Below are 20,124 nucleotides of genomic sequence, written 5' to 3'. Positions count from 1 at the left end.
CCGCCTCGCAGCAAGACCCACCTTCCGCTAACGGAGCCACACCCATGAACCGAATCCTGCTGGTCGATCTTGGCGAACGCGAGACCAAGAAGCGCCAGGAACTGCGCGCGCGCCGCCAGGTCCTGGAAACCCTCGACAAGACCGCCGACACCAGCGGCGGACTGAACGCGCGGCAAAGCGCGGAACTGGCGCAGATCAAGGCCAGCCTCGGCAGCGACGTGGCCATCGACCCGTTCTACCGGCTGGTCGCGGCCACTCAGCAGCAGAAGCCGTGGAACGAGTTGGAAAAGAACCAGGAGAACGTGCACAAGTACGGCCTGGTCGGCTCGCAGCGCACGCCGGAGAAGCTGCGCAAGGCCCTGGGCGCGGACGAACGCGAGATCCTCGGCATCTGCGGACTGATGCAGCTGGACGGCTATACCGACGCCTCGCTGAAGGGCTTCGTGCAGCGGATCAGCGTGGCCCAGGGCGAATACCGGCAGAACCGCGCGCTGTTCGATGCGGCGTACACGCTGCTGGCGCCGCTGTACAAGGTCACGCTGAAGTCGCAGATCGCCAGCGGCACGATCGATGCGGACATCGTCGGCTGCGAATGGCCCAACGACAATCCGGAAGACCGGCGCGAGCGTTACAGCACCGACACCGAGTTCCGCCCCGGCGCCGACGACGAAGTCTGCGCGCTGAGCACGCGCAACCTCGCCGCCACCGTGCGGCGCCTGGCCAGCAACGGCATCGACGCCGACAACGCCTGGCTGGCCAGCCACCTGCACAACGGTTACGAGATGCAGACCGGGGTGGTCGCCGGCGCGCCGCCGTCGGCGATGGAGATCATCCTGCCGGACCTGGACGAAGCCACCGACGTGGAGATCGTGCGCGAGAACCTCAACGCGGTGCAGGCGATCTACTTCGCCTACATGCTCGAGGAGACGCGCATGCCGCAGGTGGTCGAGCGCATCGTCGAACTGTTCCGCAGCGGCCTGCTGCCGCTGGGCCGCGGCAAGGCCGGCGACTACCTGTTCCGCTACTACAAGACCGCGGCCGAGCGCATCACCGAAGGCGAGCGCCGCGACCTGTACATGCGCTGCTTCGGCGCCCCCGGCGGCGATCCCAACGGCAACGAGCCCAACCGCGAATTCAACGAACTGTGGCTGCGCTTCATCTCCGCGGTGTCCGCGTTCGGCCGCCAGCTCAGCGTGGACCGCATGCTGCGCACCAACATCCCGGTCGCGGTGTCGCAGGAACAGGTGCGCAAGGCCGCGCGCGACCTCGGCGCCAGCATGTCGCGCAGCGGCTACGGCATCGCCTACTTCGCCGCCACCGAGCTGCAGCAGATGATCCTGGAATACCGCGACCTGCTCAGCGACAGCGAAGTGCGCGGCTCGTTCGGCGCGCGCGACATGTGGCAGGTGATCGACCAGGTCAACGCCAACTACCTGGGCGGGGCGCGCAACACCAACCGCTTCCGCACCCAGGCCCGCGCCGGCGCGGTGATCATCCGCTGGATCGCCAACAACCACCAGCGCCTGGGCAGCCGCTACGGCGAGGTGATCTCGATCAGCGCGCTGACCAATCCGCAGTTGCGCGGCAGCGACCAGCCCACCGTGGATCCCACCGACTGGGATCTGGTGCAGGCCTGCGAGCAGTGGCTGGCGGTGGGCGGCGTGCAGGACGCCAGCATCGAGCAGTACTCGCAATCGGTGGAATCGCCGGTGATCACCAGCCGCCCGATCGAGATCCCGCAGGCCGCGCGCGACCTGCTCAACCAGGCCGGCGTCAGCCTGCCGGGCATGTAGGAGCGCCGTCATGCCGATTCCCGACAACCGCCCGCAACCGGTCAAGAACCTGGTCAAGCACTCGCTGCGCGCCGCCGCCCATGCGCTGGGCACGCGCGATCCGATGCCCTACGTCGACGGCCTGATCGACCGCGCGTTCTACCTGCCCGACGACGACGTGTCGTATGCGCGCAACTCGCTGGCGCCGGGCGCGGTGCCGTACGAGCCCTCGTTCTCCGAGACCGAGCCGAACACCTTGCGGTTCACCATCGAACCGCTGGGCCCGGACGCGCCGCCGGTCGCGCGCCGCGACGAGGCCACCCGCGAGATGCGCCGGCTGGTGGCGCCGATCTTCGGCAACGACGCGCTGCGCTGGTTCGATTCGCGCAGCGAGGAGTGGCGCGGCTTCGGCGGCATGAGCTGGATGAACTACGGCGCCTGGTTCGGCAGCGCCTTCGACCGCGACGGGCTGTACGCGACCAAGATCTACTACGAACTGCTGCCCACCCAGATCGACGCGCTGGCGCCGGGCCTGGCAAGGCTGACCCGGCAGGTGATCGCCGAGATGCCGGGGCTGATGCCGATCTTCACCTCGATCGGCTGCAAACGCGACACCGGCAGCCAGCGCGTGACCTTCCTGCACCGCGGCGCGCTGGCGGTGAACGCGCTGGGCCCGCTGATGAACCGGCTGGGCATCGGCCACCAGCTGCCGAGCCTGATGCGCATCGTCGGCGTGGCCCTGGGCGGGCGCTTCGAACTGCCGCCGGGCGCGGTGCTGGTCGGTATCCGCGATACCGCCGAGGGCGCCGAACTGAAACTGGAAATCCTGCTGGCGGCGATTCCCGACCTGCCGGCGCGCTTCCTCGACCTGCTCAAGCTCGGCCTCGCCGAACGCCCGCGGCAGCTGGCCGCGCTGTCGCGCTGGCTGGATGCGTTCGGCATGGACGATGCCGGCGAGCAAGGCCATTTTTCGGTGCTCAGCATCCGCGTCACCCCGGCGTCGCCGGCGCGCATCAGCCTGTACGTGCGCCCGATCGAATTCGAGATGCGCGAAGCCATCGAGGAGGCGCGCGCCCTGCAGTGACCGCTGTCTGCCCATCGCGCACAGCGGCAGCGTCCCTGCCCTGCCGCGCACCGCACGCCCGCCCTTCCGACCCGAATCGCCTCGCCACCGGAGCGCTCCCATGTCCTCCATCTTTCCCCGATCCGTGCCCGCCGCCCGCGCCACGGCCGCCCCCGCCAGCCGCGAGACCCACGAGGCCGCGCGCCTGGCGGTGCGCGACCTGCTGGAGCGCAGCCAATCGTTCAACGAACTGCCGGCGGACAAGCGCGAAACCCTGGCCAAGGGACTGGTGCAGATCGGCAGCTACCTGGCCGAACCCGACGGCGTGCGCCTGAAACGGCAGAGCCCGCAGGTGCGGGCGATGGCCGAAGGGGACAGCACCCCGCTGGCCGAGGACAAACAGCCCGAATTCGGCCAGGCGCTGCGCACCGGCGTGCAGCAGGCCGGCGCGCTGATGGATGCGGTGAACTTCCCCACCTTCGTCAGCGGCCTGATCAACGGCGTGTTCCATTCCATCGTCACCTCCTCGATCGAACAGATGGAGGCCTACGCCAAGCTGGTCGCCGACGTGTCCAAGAGCCTGAACCAGTTCCGCGACGACAACACCACGCAGAACCAGGGCCGCGATCACCTGGTGGAGCAGTTCCCGGACATCTTCCAATTGCAGATGGGCGGCGACGGCTTCGGCGACATGGGCGGCTTCGGCGACGAGGGCGGCGGCGCGCAGCAACCGAGGGTGGTGGTGCGCGGCGACGTGGACGAACGCGCCGCGGTCAACCGCATCAACCAGTCGCTGCCGCTGGACAAGCCGATCACCTCGCTCAACGACGACCTGGTCGAAGCGCTGCTGGTGCCGGCCGCGCGCACCCAGATCGCCACCGGCCGCCAGCAACTGCTGGCCACCCTGGTGATGCTGGGCATCAACCGCATCGTGGTCACCGACGGGCGCATCTCGGCCAAGGTGATGTACGACTTCCAGGCGCGCGACAACAGCCGCTACCGCTACAGCGCGACCAAGATGGACCATCAGAAGGATGCGGCCGGCAACGTGCAGAAGACCCGCGGCTACGAAGGCGAATACGACAACAAGAGCGAGGGCGGCAGCTACACCCGCGGCGCCGACGGCGCGGTCGACCGCCAGGACGGCAGCTACTACGCCAAGGGCAACTACAAGTATTCCGAGCAGCCGATCATCAAGATGATGAGCACCTCGCAACTGCAGAGCGATTCCTCGCTGCAGGCCAAGGCCAGCCTGGCCGGGCAGGTCGAGGTGAACTTCAAGAGCGACTACCTGCCGCTGGAAAAGCTGGCCAACCCCGAATCGATCGCCGCGATCCAGATGAACGCACAGCCGGGCATGGTCAAGTCGCTGGCGACCAACCGTCCCGCCGCCACGGCAGCCGCGCCGGCGGCACCCGCGCCGGCAGCGGCGACGACCCCGACGCCCGCCACCTGATCCGGAGCGCCGCCCATGTACGCCGCCACCTCCCGCACCTTCGCCGCGGCGCAAACGCCGGCCTGGCTCGACGACGACACCCTGGCCGCGGTGCGGCCGCAGGTGCGGCGCCTGCTCGAATCCTCGCCCGGCTTCCGCCAGCTGCCGCTGGCCGAACAACAGGAACTGGCGCGCAACATGGTGCGCGTGGCCTCGTACATGTCCAACCCGGACGGCCTGGCCAAGCAGGAACTGGCGCCGACCGGCGGCGTACTGGCCAAGGCGCAGGAGGCCGCGCCGGCGCGCGCGCTGGCCGATCCGGTGCAGGACGCCAAGGCCAAGGCTTCGCAGAAGGTCGGCACCTTCGCCGGCAGCGACTTCAAGGCCGGCTCGGTGGAGCAAGGCGCCGACAACTTCAAGAAGTACGTCGGCTCGGTGGACTTCCCGGCCTTCGTCGGCGGCCTGATCCAGAACGTGTTCCAGGCCATCGTCGACGCCTCGATCCAGCAGATGAACGCCTACGGCGAACTGCTCAAGTCGGTGGCGCAGACGGTGGACCAGTTCGCCGCCGACAACATCAGCATGGACAGCGCGCGCGGCTGGCTGGCCGAGCGTTTTCCCGGCGACGTGGTGGTCAACAGCGGCGACGACGGCGCGCGCCTGGCGATCGGCAACGAGGACCGCGCCGACGCCGTGCTGGGCAGCATGAACCAGGAAATGCAGCTGGCCAAGCCGGTCACCGACCTGTCCGACGAGGAACAGGAAACGCGGCTGGTGCAGGCCGCGCGGCTGCAGATGGCGCGCAGCCGGCAACAGCTGCTGTCGTCGATGGTGATGCTGGGCATCAACCGCATCGTGGTCACCGACGGCGCGATCAACGCCAAGGTGGTGTTCGACTTCCGCGCCAGCGACCAGGCCAGCCGCCACGCCGGCGCCTCGTTGCGCGACAGCCAGTCCAGCTACAACCGCAACACCAGCGCCGCGGCGGTCGGCTTCGGCTGGGGCGCCGCCGGCAGCGCCAACACCAACGTGCAGCGGCACATGACCACGGTGCAGTCCTCGGTCAACGAAGATTCCGAATCCAAGCAGGAAATGAAGGCCAAGCTCACCGGCGAGGTGCGGGTCAACTTCAAGTCCGACTATTTCCCGATGGAGAAACTGGCCACGCCCGGCATGATCGCCAGCATCCAGGGCAACGCCATGCCGTTCGATCCGAACACGCCCGCCAACGCCCGCGCCGGTGCGGCGCCCGCCGCGGCGGGTGCACCTGCCGCGGCGGGCGGCTGAGCCGGCGGCCATGCGCCTGCATCCGCCGCCCGCGGACCTGCGCCTGCCGCACTGCCATCCGCATGCGCCGCTGCTGCAGGCGCTGGCGTTGGCGCGCGCGACGCTGGCGCAGCGCGAACACGCCCTGGCGCAGGCGCTCGCCGAGCTGGGCGATATCGATCTGCCGCCCGGCGCGCCCACCGTGCTGGACCGCGCGCAACTGCAGGCGGCCGCGCCGCTGTATTTCGCCAGCGCGCTGGAAAGCGCCGGCGTGCTGCCCGCAGCCGAGCAGATCGCCGGCCTGTTCGCCAGCGGCGCCATCACCCAGCCGCTGGGCCCGGTCGCGCAGATGCTCAACGCCTTCTGGCGCGGCCGCCGCGAGCGGTTGCAGCGCGAAGAGCGCGACGCCATCTTCCGGCGCGTGTTCGAGGCGCCGCAGTTCGAGCGGCTGATGCGCGTGTGCTGCACGGCGATCGTGGCCACCGCCGACGGCCGCGACCTGCGCGAGGACGTGGCGCTGGGCATCGGCGTGCAGGACCTGGGCGAATTCCTGGCGCTGCGCACCGACGCGATGGCCGCGATGGCCGCGCGCGAGATCGTCGACAACCTCAACGCCGCGCTCGGCTTTCTGCGCGACCGCCGCCTGCAGGCCGCGTTCGGCGTCGATGGGCTGTGGCCGTTGGTCGCCGCCGCCGCGCCTGCCGGCCGCGCCAGCGGCCTGCAGGCGCAGGCCGAACGCGGTCGCGTCGGACAGAGCGTGCTGCTGTGGCTGGCCGCGCAGCCGCCCAACGCGCCGTTGCAGTTGGATCCGGCACAGCCGCAGGACGTGGTGGTGATGACCGCCGCGCAGCGCTGGTTGGCGTCGCTGCCGGCGGTGGCGGCAACGCCGGCGCCGGTGTCGCTGCCGGCCGCGGCCTGAGCGATGCACGCCGTCGCCGCCCCGCCCAGCGCAGGCTCCGCTGCCGCACCGCCGCCGTGGGTCCGCGCTGCGGTGCGCGACGTGCTCGAACGCAGCCCGCAGTACCAGGCGCTGGCGCCCAACGACCGGCAGGCGCTGGCGCGCTCGATGGTGAGCGTCTCGGCGCTGGCCGCCGACCTGATCCGCGAAGAACACGAAGCCGAACACCAGATCGCCAAGCGTGCGCCGGTGCTGGCGCATGCGCAGGCCGAGGACTTCGGCGCGGCCGCCGACCGCATCGCCGGCACCACCCGCAACGTGCTCAACGCCGTCTCGTTCCCGCGCTTCGTCACCGACCTCATCAACGGCGTGTTCCGCGCCATGCTCGACTCCAATGCCCAGCAGATGCAGCAATACGTCGAGCTGCTCGGCGCCGTCTCCGCGTCTGCGGCCGGCTTCGAGCGCACCCAGTTCGGCCTGCCGCAGGTACGGCAATGGGTGGCGGATCATTTTCCCGAAGCGATCGAATACGACACGCCCGACCCGGGCGACGAACCCGATCCGGAAGACGCCGCGGCGGTGCGCTTGCGCCTGCGCAGCGGCGCCGCCATGCCGAACGCGGAGGACATCCGCGCCACGTTGGGCATGGCCCCGGAAGAACCGCTGGACGCTTCGTCGCCGGAGCAACTGGTGCCGCTGGCACGGCGCTACCTGGCGCGGCAACGCCAGCAGATGCTGGCGACGATGGTGGCCATGGGCATGCAGCGCATCGTCGTGGACAGCGGCCGCATCAACGCCGCGATGCGCTTCCACATCGATACCCACAGCGCCGCCAACGAAGACCGTGGCAGCCAGTTCAGCCTGCAGAACCGGGTTCGCGCCTCCGGCAGCTTCGGCGCAGGCCCCTGGGGCGCGAGCGCCGAGATCGAGAACAACATCGGCTACGTCTCCACCCAGCGCTCGCAGAGCAGCGAGGAAATGAACACCGACCTGGACCTCACCTCCTCGGTGGAACTGAATTTCCGCAGCGACTACCTGCCGCTCAACCAGATGGCCGCGCCCGCGCAGGCCGAGCGCATCCGCAGCGCCACCCTCAATCCAAGCGCCGACATCCCCGATCCCAGCGTGGCCCGCGCCGCGCGCCTGCATGCGCAGCAGAGCGCCGAACGCGAACGCCGCACCGCGCTTGACGCCAGCATCGCCAGCGCGGCACGGCCGGTCACGCCTGCGGCAACGCCGCCGGCACCACCGCCGCCTGCCCCGCGCCCGACCACGCCCACGGCGCCGGCGCCGACGACCCCCACACCAACACCAACACCAACGCCAACACCCACGCCCACAACCGTCGTCCACAGCTAAGCCATGCGCTGCAGTCGCAAGCACCGCGGCTCAACGCCTTCGCGGGCCTACCTATCCTGCTGTTGCACGAAGCGGCACACGCGACACGCTAGCCCTCCTGCACGAGACCGAAGACGATCAGCGCAACGAGGCCGACCAGGGTGGCGATCGCGAACACCAGGCCGAGGACGCCGTACAGCTTCCTGCGGTCGCGCTGGAAGAGCGTGCCGATGCCCAGCGCTGCCGCGGCCAATTCGGCGAAGACGCAGACCATGATCGCCAAGCCCACCAGGATCGAGAGCGGCGAGTCCTCGTCCAGGCTGCCGGGCTGCGAGTACGCCAGGACCGCCGAGACGCCGATCATGGCGAACGTCAGCACGGCGGCGATCAGGCTGACCGCGAACGAAGCGATGCCGAGACCGGAATAGGGTGGAAGCGTTGGCGATGTCATGAGGATTCCGTTGAGATGCAGATCGTCCTGGCGCAGCTGCGCGCAGGACAAGGGGAATGCGTCGCGCACACGCAGCGGCGGGATGGGCGGCGCAGGACTGGCGGATCGACCGCGGCTGCCGGCGCCGCTAGCCCGGCAATACGCTGACCAGGCCTTTCTCGCGCATCGCCCGCAACACCCCCTCCACGATCGCCAGGTTGTGGCCATGCGCCGCGCCTTCGTGCAGCAACACGATCGCGCCGGGCCTCAGGTCGCGCGCGATGCGCGCCACGGTCGCGGCGGGATCGCAGTGCACGCCGTCGAAGCCGCGCGCGCTCCAGGCGACCCGGGTCAGGCCGTGGCGGCGCAGCGGCGCGGCGACGAAGGGGTTGGTCATGCCCACCACCGAGCGGTACCAGCGCGGCGCGGTGCCGGCGATGGCGGCCAGCGCCTGCTGCGCCTGGCCGATCTCGCGCGCCATGCGCCGCGGCCCCAACGCCCAGAACCAGGCCTGCGGGTGGGTCTGGCTGTGGTTGCCGATGCCGTGGCCGCGGCGCAGGATCTCGCGCACCAGCTGCGGCCGCGCGGCGGCGCGGTCGCCGACCAGGAAGAAGGTGGCCTTGGCCTGGTGGCGGTCGAGCAGGTCCAGCAGCGGCGCGGTGTCGTCGGAGGGGCCGTCGTCGATGGTCAGCCACACCCGCGGCGCAGTGCCGGGCAGGCGGCTGAGCACCGGGGCGTACAGCCGGGCCCGCGGCAGGAACACCGGCAGCACCAGCGCCGCGTGCGAGGCCAGCAGCGCCGGCAGCCCGATCCGCCAGCCCCAGTGCCACCAGACCGCCGCCACCAGCGCCTGCGAGAGCAGCGCCAGCGGCAGCCAGCGGTAGGGGTGGCGGGGGATGCGATGCAGCGTTTCCGGAACTGTCATGCCCCATGATGCCATGCGGCGTAGAATGACCGGTCCGACTCAGCGACCGAAATCACTGCCATGTCCCTCGATCCCGCCCTGCGCTCCCGCATCGAAACGCTGCTCAGTTCCAACCGCGTCGTGCTGTTCATGAAAGGCCAGCCGAGCATGCCGCAGTGCGGCTTCTCCGCCAAGGCGGTGGGCGCGCTGAACGAACTGGGCGTCGACTTCGCCCACGTCAACGTGCTGGCCGACCAGGACATCCGCGAAGGCATCAAGGCCTACGGCGACTGGCCGACGATTCCGCAGCTGTACGTGGACGGCGAACTGGTCGGCGGCAGCGACATCATCCTGCAGATGGCCGGCAGCGGCGAGCTGAGCGAGCTGCTCGGAGTGGAAGCGCCGGACCGCACCCCGCCGACGATCACCATCACCGACGCCGCCGCGGAAATGTTGCGCGGCGCGCTGGCCGATGCCCCGGGCGCGACCCTGGCGCTGGCGATCGACGCGCAGTTCCAGCCGAACTTCCAGTTGGCCCCGACCGACCCCAACGCCATCGCCGCCGAGTCCAACGGCCTGCGCGTGCAGTTCGATCTGGCCAGCGCGCGCCGCGCCGACGGCATCACCATCGACTGGGTCGACGACCTGCGCGGCCGCGGCCTGGCGATCGACAACCCGAACGCGCCCAAGCCGGTGCAGGAACTGAGCGTGCGCGACGCCGACGACCAGGTGCGCGCCGGCGGCCTGATCCTGGTGGACGTGCGCCCGCCGGAAGAGCGCGCGATCGCCTCGGTGAACGTGCCGTTCCGCACGCTGGATGGCGATGGGCGCGCGCAGCTGGAAGCGCTGCCGAAGGACACCGCGCTGGCCTTCCTGTGCCACCACGGCGGGCGCAGCGCGCAGGCCGCCGAACAGTTCCGCGCGCTGGGCTTCAGCCGCGTGCACAACGTGGTCGGCGGCATCGATGCCTGGGCCGACGCCGTGGACGGCAGCGTGGCGAAATACTGAGCCGGCGGCGCACGCCGCAGCGGCATCACGGCGGGCGATCCAACGGGTCGCCCGTTTTTTTGCGAACGATTTTTGCGCTTCCGGGGAGGAAGCACGCCATGGCACGCGCACCGAAACGCTGGACCGCCGCACTGATCTGCCTCGCCGCCCTGCCTGCGGCCGCGGCGCCACCCGCCCCCACGCAGCAGACGGTGATCTACGTCACCCCGGTCTCGGACGAGGCGCAGGTGATGAGCTACATCCCGGTGCGCGGCGCACCGTCGGAAGAAGCCGGACTGGGCGCCTGGCGCGGGTTGAAGAAGCCGCTGCGCGTATTCGACAAAGGCATCGAGGACGGCGTGGCGACGCCGATGGGGTTCTCGGTCGACGACAACACCATGTGCGGCGGCGATCTGCGCGTGCGCCTGAAGACTGCGCATGGCGCCACCTTCGCCCACGATGCCCTGCTGGCCTCGTTCGATCTCAACCCCGGCCAGCGCTTCACCCGCCGCGAGCTCGATGCCACGCAGCGGCGCGCGCTGCTGCAGGTCGTCGGCAGCGACGCATCCGTGCGCAAGCGTTTGCCTGCCCCAGCGCTGAAGCGGCTGCTGGCGCATCTGGCCGCGCCCCCCGCCGACGAGAAGCCGGCACTGACCGTGATCGCCGATGCCAAACAGCCGGGGCACGAGGTGGCGCTGGTCACCGCCGGCGTCTACGACCCGGCCACGGCCGCGAACGCGGACGGCGCCTCGCCCAAGCTGACCACCCTGCTGGCGGTCCTGGAACACAGCGACGGCGGTTGGCGCATGCGCAAGAATTTCGCCGACTACGGCTGCGACGATTGCGAAGATCGCAAGAACGACTATGCGCTGCTGCAGTTCGCCGATATCGATGGCGACGGCGCGGTCGATTTCCTGATCCAGCACAGCGGCTACGAGACTTACGGTTTCTGGCTGCTGCACCTGGTCGACGGCCAGTGGCGCAGCGACGACCTGGTCGGCGGCTGCTGAGCGCCGCCGGCCGCGAACCGGTCGCCATCCACTGTAGGAGCGGCTTCAGCCGCGACAGGTTCTACCCGAAGAGCCTCTCGCGGCTGAAGCCGCTCCTACAAGAGCGCCACCGCCCCGCGCTACTCACCCAGCAAAGCCGCCCTCGTCCAGGAACCGCTGCTCGTCCTGCGTGCTCTCCCGCCCCAGCGCCGCATTGCGATGCGGGAAGCGGCCGAAGCGCGCGATGATGTCCTCGTGCTGCGTGGCCCACTGCAGGCTGTCGGCATCGCCCAGCGCGCTGAACAGCTCCACCGCCTCGCGCTGCAAGGCCGGGTCTTCGGCATGCTCGTACGGCAGGTAGAAGAACATGCGCAACTCCGGCTCCACCTGCAGGTCGTAGCCGGCCGCCAGCGCCAGCTGCGCGTAGCGCCGGGCCAGGCCATCGGTGGCGTAGGCATGCGCGCTGCCGCGGAAGGCGTTGCGCGGCACCTGGTCGAGCAACAGCAGCAGCGCCAGCGCGCCCTCGGCGCCGTCCATCCACCCGGCGTACTCGTCGCGCGCCGCGGCGTGATGCGCGTCCAGGAAATGCTGGCGCACGTTCGCGTCGAACGAGTCGTTGGCGACGAACCAACGCTCGCGGCCGGCGCTGCGCCAGAACTCCACGACATCGCGGGGCAGGATCTCGGTCATCGCATTTCCATCGGTCGGCAATCGGCCTCTATACCCGATCCGGCGTCGGCATGCGGTGTGCGCCACGGCGCGCCGGCACGGCGCGCGCGCCGCCCGCACTTGGCAAGCGCGCCGGCTCGGGCTAGCGTGCGCAGGCGGCGCCAACGCTGCAGCCAACATCCGGGGAAAATCTGATGCGTCATCTGTTGCTCGCCTGCCTGGGCGTGGCGTTGTGCGGCCCTGCCGCGGCCGCCTCGCGCTTCGTCGAAGACCCCTACCCCAGCACCTACCGGCCGCTGGCGTCCACGCCGGTGCTGATCGAGCACGCCACCGTGCTCACCGGCACCGGCGAGCGCCTGGACGATGCCGACGTGCTGCTGCAGGACGGCCGCGTGCAGGCCGTGGGCCGCGCGCTCGCCGCCCCGGCCAACGCCACCCGCGTCGACGGCCACGGCAAGTGGGTCACGCCCGGCATCATCGACGTGCACTCGCACCTGGGCGTGTACGCCAGCCCCGGCGTCAGCGCGCACAGCGACGGCAACGAGATGACCGCGCCGGTGACGCCCAACGTCTGGGCCGAACATTCGATCTGGCCGCAGGATCCGGGCTTCGGCACCGCGCTGGCCGGCGGCGTCACCTCGCTGCAGGTGCTGCCGGGCTCGGCCAACCTGGTCGGCGGCCGCGGCGTGACCCTGAAGAACGTGCCGGCCACCACCTACCAGGCGATGAAGTTTCCCGGCGCGCCGTGGGGCCTGAAGATGGCCTGCGGCGAAAATCCCAAGCGCGTGTACGGCGAGAAGGGCGGCCCGGCCACGCGCATGGGCAACGTCGCCGGCTACCGCGCCGCGTTCATCGACGCCAGCGAATACCTGCGCAAGAACGCGCCGAAGAAGAAGGCGCCGGAAAAGCGCCATTGGTGGAGCCGCGGCGCCGGCGACAACGACAGCTCCGGCGACAGCGGCGGCAAGCGCGACCTGAAGCTGGACACCCTGGCCGGCGCGATCAACGGCGACATCCGCGTGCACATCCACTGCTACCGCGCCGACGAGATGACCACCATGCTCGACCTGGCCAAGGAATTCGGCTTCAAGATCGCCGCCTTCCACCACGGCGTGGAGGCCTACAAGATCGCCGACCGGCTGGCCCAGGAGAACGTCTGCGGCGCGCTGTGGGCGGACTGGTGGGGCTTCAAGATGGAAGCCTTCGACGGCATCCAGGAGAACATCGCGCTGGTCGATCGCCCGGCCAACGGCTGCGCCATCGTGCATTCGGATTCGGAGGAAGGCATCCAGCGGCTCAACCAGGAAGCGGCCAAGGCGATGGCCGCCGGGCGCCGCGCCGGCATGGACATCCCGCCCGAGCGCGCGATCCGCTGGCTGACCAGCAATCCGGCCAAGGCGCTGGGCATCGAGAAGCAGACCGGCTCGCTGGAACCGGGCAAGATGGCCGACGTGGTGGTGTGGAACGGCAGCCCGTTCAGTTCCTATGCGCTGGCCGAGAAGGTCTACATCGACGGCGCGCAGGTCTACGACCGCGCCGACCGCCGCCTGCAACCCAGATCCGACTTCATGCTCGGCCAGGAGGCTGCCCCATGAGCCGCTCCGTTTCGCATGCGCGCCGCATGATCGCCCAGCGCCTGGCGCTCGCCGCCTGCCTGGTCCTGGGCAGCGCGCCCGCCTTCGCCCAGGACGTGCTGATCCGCGGCGCTACCGTGCACACCGCCAGCGCGCGCGGCACGCTGCAGAATGCCGACGTGCTGGTCCAGGGCGGCACCATCCGTGCGGTCGGCTCCGGCCTGTCGGCACCGGCCGGCGTCGCCGTGGTCGAAGCCAAGGGCCGCCCGCTGACCCCGGCGCTGTTCGGCGGCATCACCGAGATCGGCATCGAGGAAGTGTCCGGCGAGTCCTCCACGGTGGACAGCGCGTTGAGCCTGCCGCACGACCAGCCGATGCGCCCGGAGTTCGACGTGACCCTGGCCTACAACCCCGACTCGGTGCTGATCCCGGTCGCACGCGTGGAAGGCATCGGCTTCACCGCGCTCGGCGCCAACAGCGGCGGCGCCTTCATCGCCGGCCAGGGCGCGGTGATGCGCCTGGACGGCGGCCCCGACCCGATCGGCCCGCGTGCGCTGTACGTGCGCCTGGGCAGCGATGCGCTGGAGTTGAGCGGCAAGTCGCGCGCCGCGCAGTGGATGCTGCTCGACCAGCTGGTGGCCGAAGCGCGCGGACGCATGCCGGCCGATTCGCCGCACGCGCTGCTGACCCCGGCCGGGCGCGCCGTGCTGGCCAAGTACCTGGCCGGCCAGGGCCGCATCGTGGTGGCGGTGAACCGCGCCGCCGACATCCGCCAATTGCTGCGCTGGGCCGAGCGCGAGAAGGTGCGCATCGCCATCGCCGGCGGCGACGAGGCGTGGAAGCTGGCGCCGCTGCTGGCGGCGATGAAGGTGCCGGTGTTCGTCAACGCGCTGGACGACCTGCCCAGCAGCTTCGACCAGATCGGCGCGACCCTGGAGAACGCCGCACGCCTGAGCGCGGCCGGCGTCGCGGTGAGCTTCACCCAGGGCGGCGACGGCTCGCACAACGCGCGCAAGCAGCGCCAGCTGGCCGGCAACGCGGTGGCGCATGGCCTGCCCTGGGAAGACGGCCTGGCCGGCCTGACCCGGATTCCGGCCGAAGCGCTGGGCGTGGGCGACAAGCTGGGCAGCATCGCCCCGGGCAAGCTGGCCGATCTGGTGCTGTGGGAAGGCGACCCGCTGGACGTGGCCCACTACGCCGAGCAGGTCTGGCTGGGCGGCCGCGCGATCCCGATGCGCTCGCGCCAGACCGAACTGCGCGACCGCTACATGAAGCAGGCCGGCACGCTGCCGCGGGCGTATACGCAGTAGCGCGGCACCGACGCCGATATGCGCCGCCGGGCCTCCGAGCGGCGCACGGCGTTTCTGCGTGCAGACGACCGAGCAGGTCGACAAGCCGACGCTGAAAGCCTGCCGTTGCAGCGCCTAGATCCACCATCCTTCGACAACAAGCGCTGCTTCTCCCCTACTCGGCTAGCGACTGCAGGCCCGACGCGGCACAGCGCAGCAGCGCGATGCATCAGCCGGGACGCAGCCTCGCCGCGTCCCGGCCACACACGCGCAGCGCCACGGCGCGCCGCAAGCACCGCGCGCTCAATGCGCGTCGATGGTCGCGCTGACCTTGGCCCAGCCGTTGCCGCGCACCACCTCGAAGCCGGCCTCGACCACGTGCAGATACAGCGCGTTGCTGTAGCGCCCGTCCTTGCTGCGGTTGGCCTGCAGCCAGTTGAGGAACGGCTTGACGTCGACGTTGAGGGTGCCGCTGGTGGGCAGGTTGGGCTGCCCGGCGGTGGCGTGCGGGATGAAGGTGTAGACGTAGTAGCCGGCGGCGCTGTTGTTGCCTTCCCACAGGTCGAAGGTGTAACCGCCGGCGCTGAGCACGTTGCTGGCGCTGAGCGTGCCGATCGGCCAGGAGTTGTGTCCGCCCCAGATCATCACTTCCAGCTGCGGCACGCCCTTGCTGGTGTCGTGGCGGAAGAACAGGTCGTAGGCGAAATCGCCGCCCAGGTTGCTGCCGCCGGCGCTGTAGGCGAACTTCACCGGGATCGTGCTCAGCGAGGACACCTGCCGCGGGAACAGGGTGTCGCTGGTCGGGTTCCAGTCGTAGTGCCAGCCGCGCACGATCGCCGGATAGCCGTACAGGCTGGAGTTGGCGAAATTGAAGGTCACCGTCAGCTCCGGCGTGCTGCCGTTGCCGAAGGTGCCCTGGATGACGTTGTTGGGATCGTTGAAATTGTTGACCCACGCATAGTGGTTGCCGAAGATCTTGTACGGCCCGGCCAGGGCCAACGGCGCAGCGGCCAGGCACGACACGGCGAACAGCGCCTGCAGCAGGCGTCGGCGCAGGCGCGCGCGCGGCGCGGCGGCGCGCAGCTGCGCCGCGGCGATCGAAGCGATCTGGTCATCATGCATGTTCGGTTCTCCAGGAAGTCGGCAAGCACGGCAGCGGAGGTGCTGCCGCGGCGGACGCTAGCAAGACCGTCGCGGCACGAGCTATGCGAAGAACGCCTACCGACATGCGCTGCGGCAATAGCGCCACGCGATCGAGACCTGCAGCGTGCGGGCGTTCCCAGTTCCCAAACGCCATCGAGATCGGCGGCGAGGCATTGTCTACCGCAGCGTCCAGCGCCCAGGTCGCGGTGACCACACGAGCGCGGCATGCGCCGCAGTGCAACACGCTGCGCCGCGCGCCGGCAGGCGAGTAAGCTGGCGCATCCCGACCGGAGCCCGCTCATGCGCCTGCGCTGGTATTTCGATTTCGTCTCGCCGTTTTCCTACCTGCATTGGCACAAGCTCAAGGCGCTGCCGGAGTTCGCGCGGATCGAAGCGGTGCCGATCGTGTTCGGCGCGGTGCTGCAGCACCTGCACACGCGCGGGCCGGCGGAGATCCCGCACAAGCGCAGCTTCACCTACCAGTTCGTGCAGTGGCAGGCGCAGCAGGAAGGCGTGCCGCTGCGGTTTCCGCCGGCGCATCCGTTCAACCCGCTGGCCGCGCTGCGGCTGTGCATCGCCGCCGGCAGCACGCCGCAGGCGATCGACGCGCTGTTCGATTGGCTGTGGCGCGACGGCCACGCCGGCGACGATGCCGCCGCGCTGGCGCCAGTGGCGCAGGCCCTGGGCATCGCCGATGCGGCCGCCGCCGTCGGCGATCCGCAGGTCAAGGCGCGGTTGCGCGGCAATACCGAGCAGGCCATCGCCGCCGGCGTGTTCGGCGTGCCGACGCTGCAGGTCGGCGAGACCTTGTTGTGGGGCAACGACGCGCATCCGCTGATGCAGGCGCTGCTGGCCGATCCGCAGTTGCTGCAGCGCGGCGAGATGGCGCGGCTGGCGGCGCTGCCGGTCGCCGTACAACGCGGCGCCTGACCGGCCGCGACGTCGCCAGGCGTCTGCGCTACCCTAGCCGGTACCGACGAAGCGCAACGCCGGAAGGGGGGCCAGATGCGTATCGGGATCGTGGTGGATTCTGCCTGCGACTTGCCGCAGGACTACATCGCAGACAACAACATCGTGTTGCTGCCGATCAGCGTGCGCATCGGCGAGGCGGTGCTGGCCGACCATCGCGACGAAGAAGCCACGCTGAGCTTCCTGCATGCCCACGTCGCCGAGCACGGTGCCGAAGCGGAGACCATTCCGTTCAGCGTGGCGCAGATCCGCGAGCTGTTCCTGAGCCGGCTGGTGATCGACTTCGACCACGTGTTCTGCATGACCATCACCAAGACCCGCAGTCCGATCCACGAGCATGCGCTGCAGGCCAGCTTCGCCATCCTCAACGACTACAAGCCGATCCGCCAGGCCGCCGGACACACCTCGCCGTTCGCGCTGCGGGTGATCGACACGCAGAACCTGTTCGCCGCGCAGGCGGTGACCGCGGTGGAGGCGGTGCGGCTGCGCGCCGCCGGGGCCAGCGTGCAGGCGATCCGCGAGCGGCTGGAGGAACTGGCCGGCAACGTGCACGGCTATATGGTCACCCGCGACCTGTACTACATGCGCGCACGCGCGCGCAGCAAGGGCGACCGCAGCGTCGGCCTGATCAGCGCCGCGCTCGGCACCGCGCTGGACATCAAGCCGGTGCTGCACGGCTATCGCGGCGAAACCGCGCCGGTCGCCAAGATCAAGGGTTTCGACGCCGCGGTGCAGAAGCTGTTCGAGTTCGTCGGCAAGCGCGTCGCCGCCGGGCTGATGACGCCGACGCTGTGCCTGAGCTACGGCGGCGAACTGAGCGAACTGCGCGCCCTGCCCGGCTACGCGGCGCTGCGCGAGGTCTGCGCGGCGCATGCGGTGGAGGTGCTGGAAAGCGTGATGAGCCTGACCGGCATGGTCAACGTCGGCAAGGGCGCGCTCACCCTCGGCTTTGCCGATGCGCCGCACACGTTTGCCTAAACATCGCGCGGATCACGCAGCTGTAGGAGCGGCTTCAGCCGCGACAGATGTCCTCAATGGCCTGTCGCGGCTGAAGCCGCTCCTACAACAACCTGCGCCGCGTAGACGAACCGATCACGACGCCGCCTGCTAGGCTGCGCCGCACCGCTTCAGAGGAACCGCCATGGCCGTGACCTATTCGATCAGCTTGCCCGACCCCGCCCGCGCACGCGGCAGCGAGCCCTCGCTCAGCTTCAGCGCCAACGGCGCCGACGCCTTCGCCGAGCAGTTGCAGCAGGCCTTGAGCGACCCGGCTTGGTTCGAGCGCTGGCGCGCGCTGCAGCCGGAACCGGACGATGTGGATCCGTCGCTGGGCGTGGTCGATCCTGCGGCCAAGGTCAGTGGCAAGCAGGACGACCTGCGCATCGACTTGGCCGCCACCACCAGCATTCCCGGCGACATCCTCAAGCAACGCATGCGCCTGCTCGCCGGCAGCGGCTGGGAACTGCGCAACGTCCGCTGAGCGGATCTTCGTCTCGTATCTGCGGCTTCGATGGAAGGTGATGACATTGATGGGAGCGCGTTCGGGCACGATAGGCTTTGCTGAAAAAGTCTGTCGCGGCTGAAGCCGCTCCTACAGTGCTTGTCCGGCTGCAATGAACCTCTAAGGCGCCACGCCGCCCGGCGCCGCGGCTGCAGCACGCTGCGGCCACCGCCATTTCAGGTTCACCGCCAGCGTGCCGAGCACGATCAGCGCCAGGCCCAGCCATTGCATCGGCACCAGCCGGTGGCCGTACAGCAGGAAGTCCAGCAGCAAGGTGACCAACGGGTAGACGAACGCCAGGATCGCGATCGTCGCCACGTGCAGGTGCCGGTAGGACGAATAGAACAGCACGTAGACGATGCCGCTGTGGATCACCCCCAGCCCGGCCAGCCACAGCCAGTGCGTCCCCGCATGCAACGCGCTGCCGCTGGAAAATCCGGCCAGCAACAGCGTGCCCACCCAGCATTGCACCGTCACCACCGCCAGCGGCCGCTCGCGGCTGATACGCCGCGACATCAACAGCGACGCGCCGCACAGCAGCGCCGCCAGCAAGGTCAGCGCGATGCCGAGCAGATAGCCGCGATCGGCGGTCTGCCAGAGCCGCGCAGGATCCGCCGAGCAGGCCACGCCGACGAAGGCCAGCAGCGTCCAGCCCAGGTCGCTGCGGCGCGTGCGCTCGCCTTGCAGCAGCGCGGCCAGGATCAGCATCACGAACGGGAACACGTGGTAGACCATCGTCGCCACGCCGATCGACGAGCGCGCCATGCCGGCGAACAGCGCCACCCAGTTCAACACCAGCAGCACGCCGCTGAGCGCGGCATCGCGCAGCAACCTGCGCTCGCGCCACAGCCCGCGCAACTGGCCGCCGAGCAGCCCGCACACGGTGAGGAACAACGCGCCGAACAGGCAGCGGTAGAACACCGAGGTCACCGGGTCCTGCCCGCTCTCGTGCACGAACACGCCGACCGAGCCGATCAGCACTTCGGCCAGCAACAACTGCCACAGCGCGCGCCGCGTGGCGCCGCCGGCAACCGCGACGGCCGCGCTCACAAGGCGATCGTCCCGTGCAGATACTGCACCGCGCTACCGCGCACGTAGACGTGTTGCGCCTCGACCCGGCAGCCAAGCTCGCCGCCGCGCGCCGACGCCTGCAGCGCGGTCAGCTGCGCCTTGCCCAGGGTCTGCGCCCACAGCGGCGCCAGCGCGGCATGGATGGAGCCGGTCACCGGATCTTCGGCGCCGCCATTAGCCGGCCAGAAATAGCGCGACACGAAATCGTGGCCGCTGCCGGGCGCGGTCACTGCGACATCGCGCGGTGCCAGCGCCAGCATGCGCGTCAGATCCGGCACCACCTCGCGCACCTGGCGCTCGTCCGCGTACACCGCGATGTACGCCTGCCGGTTGGCGTAGACCGCCTGCGGCGCGATCGACAAGGCATCGACCAAGGCGTGTGGCACCTCCGCCAACGAGGCAGGCATCTGATTCGGAAAGCGCATCTCGAAGCTGCCGTCGGCGAGCCGCTCCACCTTCAGTTCGCCGACCGCGGCCGCACGCAAGCGCAGCGGGAACGACGCGAGTTGCTGGGTAGCGATCACGAACGCGCTGGCCAGCGTCGCATGGCCGCAGAAGCCGACTTCCTTCAGCGGCGAGAACCAGCGGATCGCGAACGCGCCGTCGGCCTCGCGGACGAAGAACGCCGTCTCCGACAGGTTGTTCTCGCTGGCGATAGCCTGCATCAGCGCATCCGGCAACCAGGCCTGCAGCGGCACCACCGCAGCCGGATTGCCCTTGAAGCGCACCGTGGTGAAGGCATCGACGACGAACATGGAAAGCGGCATGACCGGCCTCGCACGCAATGGGAACGCCGGCGCGGTGGCCGGCACGCAAGCAGTGTGCA

At 70.0% G+C, this 20,124-nt stretch carries 19 protein-coding genes; 13 read left to right on the top strand and 6 right to left on the bottom strand.

Features of this window, described 5'->3' with window-relative positions:
- The first annotated feature begins 44 nt into the window (after nt 1-44).
- From AB3X08_RS04300 to AB3X08_RS04275, 6 genes are all read left to right on the top strand, one after another.
- Nucleotides 45-1,793, top strand: coding sequence for a hypothetical protein (locus AB3X08_RS04300; protein ID WP_369936467.1), 1,749 nt, complete (start codon nt 45-47; stop codon nt 1,791-1,793).
- 10 nt (nt 1,794-1,803) lie between these two features.
- A complete protein-coding gene (locus tag AB3X08_RS04295) occupies nt 1,804-2,856 on the top strand; it encodes a hypothetical protein (protein WP_184412078.1) in 1,053 nt (350 codons plus the stop codon).
- 100 nt (nt 2,857-2,956) lie between these two features.
- Nucleotides 2,957-4,291, top strand: coding sequence for a hypothetical protein (locus AB3X08_RS04290; protein ID WP_369936465.1), 1,335 nt, complete (start codon nt 2,957-2,959; stop codon nt 4,289-4,291).
- Between the two features lie 15 nt (nt 4,292-4,306).
- A complete protein-coding gene (locus tag AB3X08_RS04285; protein WP_369936464.1) occupies nt 4,307-5,557 on the top strand; it encodes a hypothetical protein in 1,251 nt (416 codons plus the stop codon).
- Nucleotides 5,558-5,567: 10 nt separating this feature from the next.
- On the top strand, nt 5,568-6,455 hold the full coding sequence (locus AB3X08_RS04280; protein WP_369936463.1) for a hypothetical protein: 888 nt from the start codon (nt 5,568-5,570) through the stop codon (nt 6,453-6,455).
- Between the two features lie 3 nt (nt 6,456-6,458).
- Nucleotides 6,459-7,793, top strand: coding sequence for a hypothetical protein (locus AB3X08_RS04275; protein WP_369936462.1), 1,335 nt, complete (start codon nt 6,459-6,461; stop codon nt 7,791-7,793).
- An 88-nt stretch (nt 7,794-7,881) separates the two neighbouring features.
- On the opposite strand, the gene AB3X08_RS04270 is transcribed toward AB3X08_RS04275, so the two are convergent.
- Both AB3X08_RS04270 and AB3X08_RS04265 read right to left on the bottom strand, forming a co-directional pair.
- On the bottom strand, nt 7,882-8,274 hold the full coding sequence (locus AB3X08_RS04270) for a hypothetical protein (protein WP_369936461.1): 393 nt from the start codon (nt 8,272-8,274) through the stop codon (nt 7,882-7,884).
- A 76-nt stretch (nt 8,275-8,350) separates the two neighbouring features.
- Nucleotides 8,351-9,142 (bottom strand): polysaccharide deacetylase family protein, encoded by a 792-nt coding sequence (locus AB3X08_RS04265; RefSeq protein ID WP_369936459.1) that lies wholly within the window; start codon nt 9,140-9,142, stop codon nt 8,351-8,353.
- A 45-nt stretch (nt 9,143-9,187) separates the two neighbouring features.
- Here AB3X08_RS04265 and grxD point away from each other — a divergent pair, with 45 nt between their 5' ends.
- Together grxD and AB3X08_RS04255 are read left to right on the top strand one after the other, a co-directional pair.
- The gene (gene grxD / locus AB3X08_RS04260) at nt 9,188-10,114 is read left to right on the top strand and encodes a Grx4 family monothiol glutaredoxin (RefSeq protein WP_369936457.1); all 927 of its coding nucleotides are present in this window, start codon (nt 9,188-9,190) and stop codon (nt 10,112-10,114) included.
- A 98-nt stretch (nt 10,115-10,212) separates the two neighbouring features.
- On the top strand, nt 10,213-11,103 hold the full coding sequence (locus AB3X08_RS04255) for a hypothetical protein (protein ID WP_369936455.1): 891 nt from the start codon (nt 10,213-10,215) through the stop codon (nt 11,101-11,103).
- Nucleotides 11,104-11,226: 123 nt separating this feature from the next.
- Here the strand turns inward: AB3X08_RS04255 and AB3X08_RS04250 are convergent, their stop codons facing one another.
- Entirely contained in the window at nt 11,227-11,772 is a 546-nt protein-coding gene (locus tag AB3X08_RS04250; protein WP_369936453.1) for a DUF924 family protein, read from the bottom strand.
- Between the two features lie 173 nt (nt 11,773-11,945).
- Here AB3X08_RS04250 and AB3X08_RS04245 point away from each other — a divergent pair, with 173 nt between their 5' ends.
- The gene (locus AB3X08_RS04245) at nt 11,946-13,346 is read left to right on the top strand and encodes an amidohydrolase (RefSeq protein ID WP_369936452.1); all 1,401 of its coding nucleotides are present in this window, start codon (nt 11,946-11,948) and stop codon (nt 13,344-13,346) included.
- A gap of 26 nt (nt 13,347-13,372) precedes the next feature.
- A complete protein-coding gene (locus AB3X08_RS04240) occupies nt 13,373-14,635 on the top strand; it encodes an amidohydrolase family protein (protein ID WP_369938416.1) in 1,263 nt (420 codons plus the stop codon).
- 282 nt (nt 14,636-14,917) lie between these two features.
- On the opposite strand, the gene AB3X08_RS04235 is transcribed toward AB3X08_RS04240, so the two are convergent.
- Nucleotides 14,918-15,736: a GH12 family glycosyl hydrolase domain-containing protein gene (locus tag AB3X08_RS04235; RefSeq protein WP_369936451.1), complete on the bottom strand. Its 819-nt coding sequence runs from the start codon at nt 15,734-15,736 to the stop codon at nt 14,918-14,920.
- Between the two features lie 321 nt (nt 15,737-16,057).
- On the opposite strand from AB3X08_RS04235, the gene AB3X08_RS04230 reads away from it, so the two are divergent.
- From AB3X08_RS04230 to AB3X08_RS04220, 3 genes are all read left to right on the top strand, one after another.
- Nucleotides 16,058-16,687 carry a 2-hydroxychromene-2-carboxylate isomerase gene (locus AB3X08_RS04230; protein WP_369936450.1) on the top strand — a complete coding sequence of 210 codons (630 nt, stop codon included), beginning with the start codon at nt 16,058-16,060 and terminating at the stop codon, nt 16,685-16,687.
- 75 nt (nt 16,688-16,762) lie between these two features.
- Entirely contained in the window at nt 16,763-17,704 is a 942-nt protein-coding gene (locus AB3X08_RS04225; protein ID WP_369936449.1) for a DegV family protein, read from the top strand.
- Between the two features lie 163 nt (nt 17,705-17,867).
- The gene (locus AB3X08_RS04220; RefSeq protein WP_369936448.1) at nt 17,868-18,206 is read left to right on the top strand and encodes a hypothetical protein; all 339 of its coding nucleotides are present in this window, start codon (nt 17,868-17,870) and stop codon (nt 18,204-18,206) included.
- A gap of 141 nt (nt 18,207-18,347) precedes the next feature.
- Here the strand turns inward: AB3X08_RS04220 and AB3X08_RS04215 are convergent, their stop codons facing one another.
- Both AB3X08_RS04215 and AB3X08_RS04210 read right to left on the bottom strand, forming a co-directional pair.
- Nucleotides 18,348-19,277 (bottom strand): DMT family transporter, encoded by a 930-nt coding sequence (locus AB3X08_RS04215; protein WP_369936446.1) that lies wholly within the window; start codon nt 19,275-19,277, stop codon nt 18,348-18,350.
- Nucleotides 19,274-20,065 (bottom strand): PhzF family phenazine biosynthesis protein, encoded by a 792-nt coding sequence (locus AB3X08_RS04210; RefSeq protein ID WP_369936444.1) that lies wholly within the window; start codon nt 20,063-20,065, stop codon nt 19,274-19,276. The genes AB3X08_RS04215 and AB3X08_RS04210 overlap by 4 nt, the downstream gene beginning before the upstream one ends.
- Nucleotides 20,066-20,124: the final 59 nt, after the last annotated feature.

This window comes from Xanthomonas sp. DAR 34887 (assembly GCF_041245805.1).
Classification (GTDB): Bacteria; Pseudomonadota; Gammaproteobacteria; order Xanthomonadales; family Xanthomonadaceae; genus Xanthomonas_A; species Xanthomonas_A tesorieronis.
The sequence above is the reverse complement of the archived record's forward strand: the minus strand, read 5'-3'. Positions and strand labels throughout refer to the sequence as shown.

Bases quoted from the DNA above. Each gene is read 5' to 3' on its own strand.
- AB3X08_RS04300 (WP_369936467.1), top strand. From the start codon at position 45: ATGAACCGAATCCTGCTGGTCGATCTTGGCGAACGCGAGACCAAGAAG.
- AB3X08_RS04295 (WP_184412078.1), top strand. From the start codon at position 1,804: ATGCCGATTCCCGACAACCGCCCGCAACCGGTCAAGAACCTGGTCAAG.
- AB3X08_RS04290 (WP_369936465.1), top strand. From the start codon at position 2,957: ATGTCCTCCATCTTTCCCCGATCCGTGCCCGCCGCCCGCGCCACGGCC.
- AB3X08_RS04285 (WP_369936464.1), top strand. From the start codon at position 4,307: ATGTACGCCGCCACCTCCCGCACCTTCGCCGCGGCGCAAACGCCGGCC.
- AB3X08_RS04280 (WP_369936463.1), top strand. From the start codon at position 5,568: ATGCGCCTGCATCCGCCGCCCGCGGACCTGCGCCTGCCGCACTGCCAT.
- AB3X08_RS04275 (WP_369936462.1), top strand. From the start codon at position 6,459: ATGCACGCCGTCGCCGCCCCGCCCAGCGCAGGCTCCGCTGCCGCACCG.
- AB3X08_RS04265 (WP_369936459.1), bottom strand. From the start codon at position 9,142: ATGGCATCATGGGGCATGACAGTTCCGGAAACGCTGCATCGCATCCCC.
- grxD (WP_369936457.1), top strand. From the start codon at position 9,188: ATGTCCCTCGATCCCGCCCTGCGCTCCCGCATCGAAACGCTGCTCAGT.
- AB3X08_RS04255 (WP_369936455.1), top strand. From the start codon at position 10,213: ATGGCACGCGCACCGAAACGCTGGACCGCCGCACTGATCTGCCTCGCC.
- AB3X08_RS04250 (WP_369936453.1), bottom strand. From the start codon at position 11,772: ATGACCGAGATCCTGCCCCGCGATGTCGTGGAGTTCTGGCGCAGCGCC.
- AB3X08_RS04245 (WP_369936452.1), top strand. From the start codon at position 11,946: ATGCGTCATCTGTTGCTCGCCTGCCTGGGCGTGGCGTTGTGCGGCCCT.
- AB3X08_RS04240 (WP_369938416.1), top strand. From the start codon at position 13,373: ATGATCGCCCAGCGCCTGGCGCTCGCCGCCTGCCTGGTCCTGGGCAGC.
- AB3X08_RS04235 (WP_369936451.1), bottom strand. From the start codon at position 15,736: ATGCATGATGACCAGATCGCTTCGATCGCCGCGGCGCAGCTGCGCGCC.
- AB3X08_RS04230 (WP_369936450.1), top strand. From the start codon at position 16,058: ATGCGCCTGCGCTGGTATTTCGATTTCGTCTCGCCGTTTTCCTACCTG.
- AB3X08_RS04225 (WP_369936449.1), top strand. From the start codon at position 16,763: ATGCGTATCGGGATCGTGGTGGATTCTGCCTGCGACTTGCCGCAGGAC.
- AB3X08_RS04220 (WP_369936448.1), top strand. From the start codon at position 17,868: ATGGCCGTGACCTATTCGATCAGCTTGCCCGACCCCGCCCGCGCACGC.
- AB3X08_RS04210 (WP_369936444.1), bottom strand. From the start codon at position 20,065: ATGCCGCTTTCCATGTTCGTCGTCGATGCCTTCACCACGGTGCGCTTC.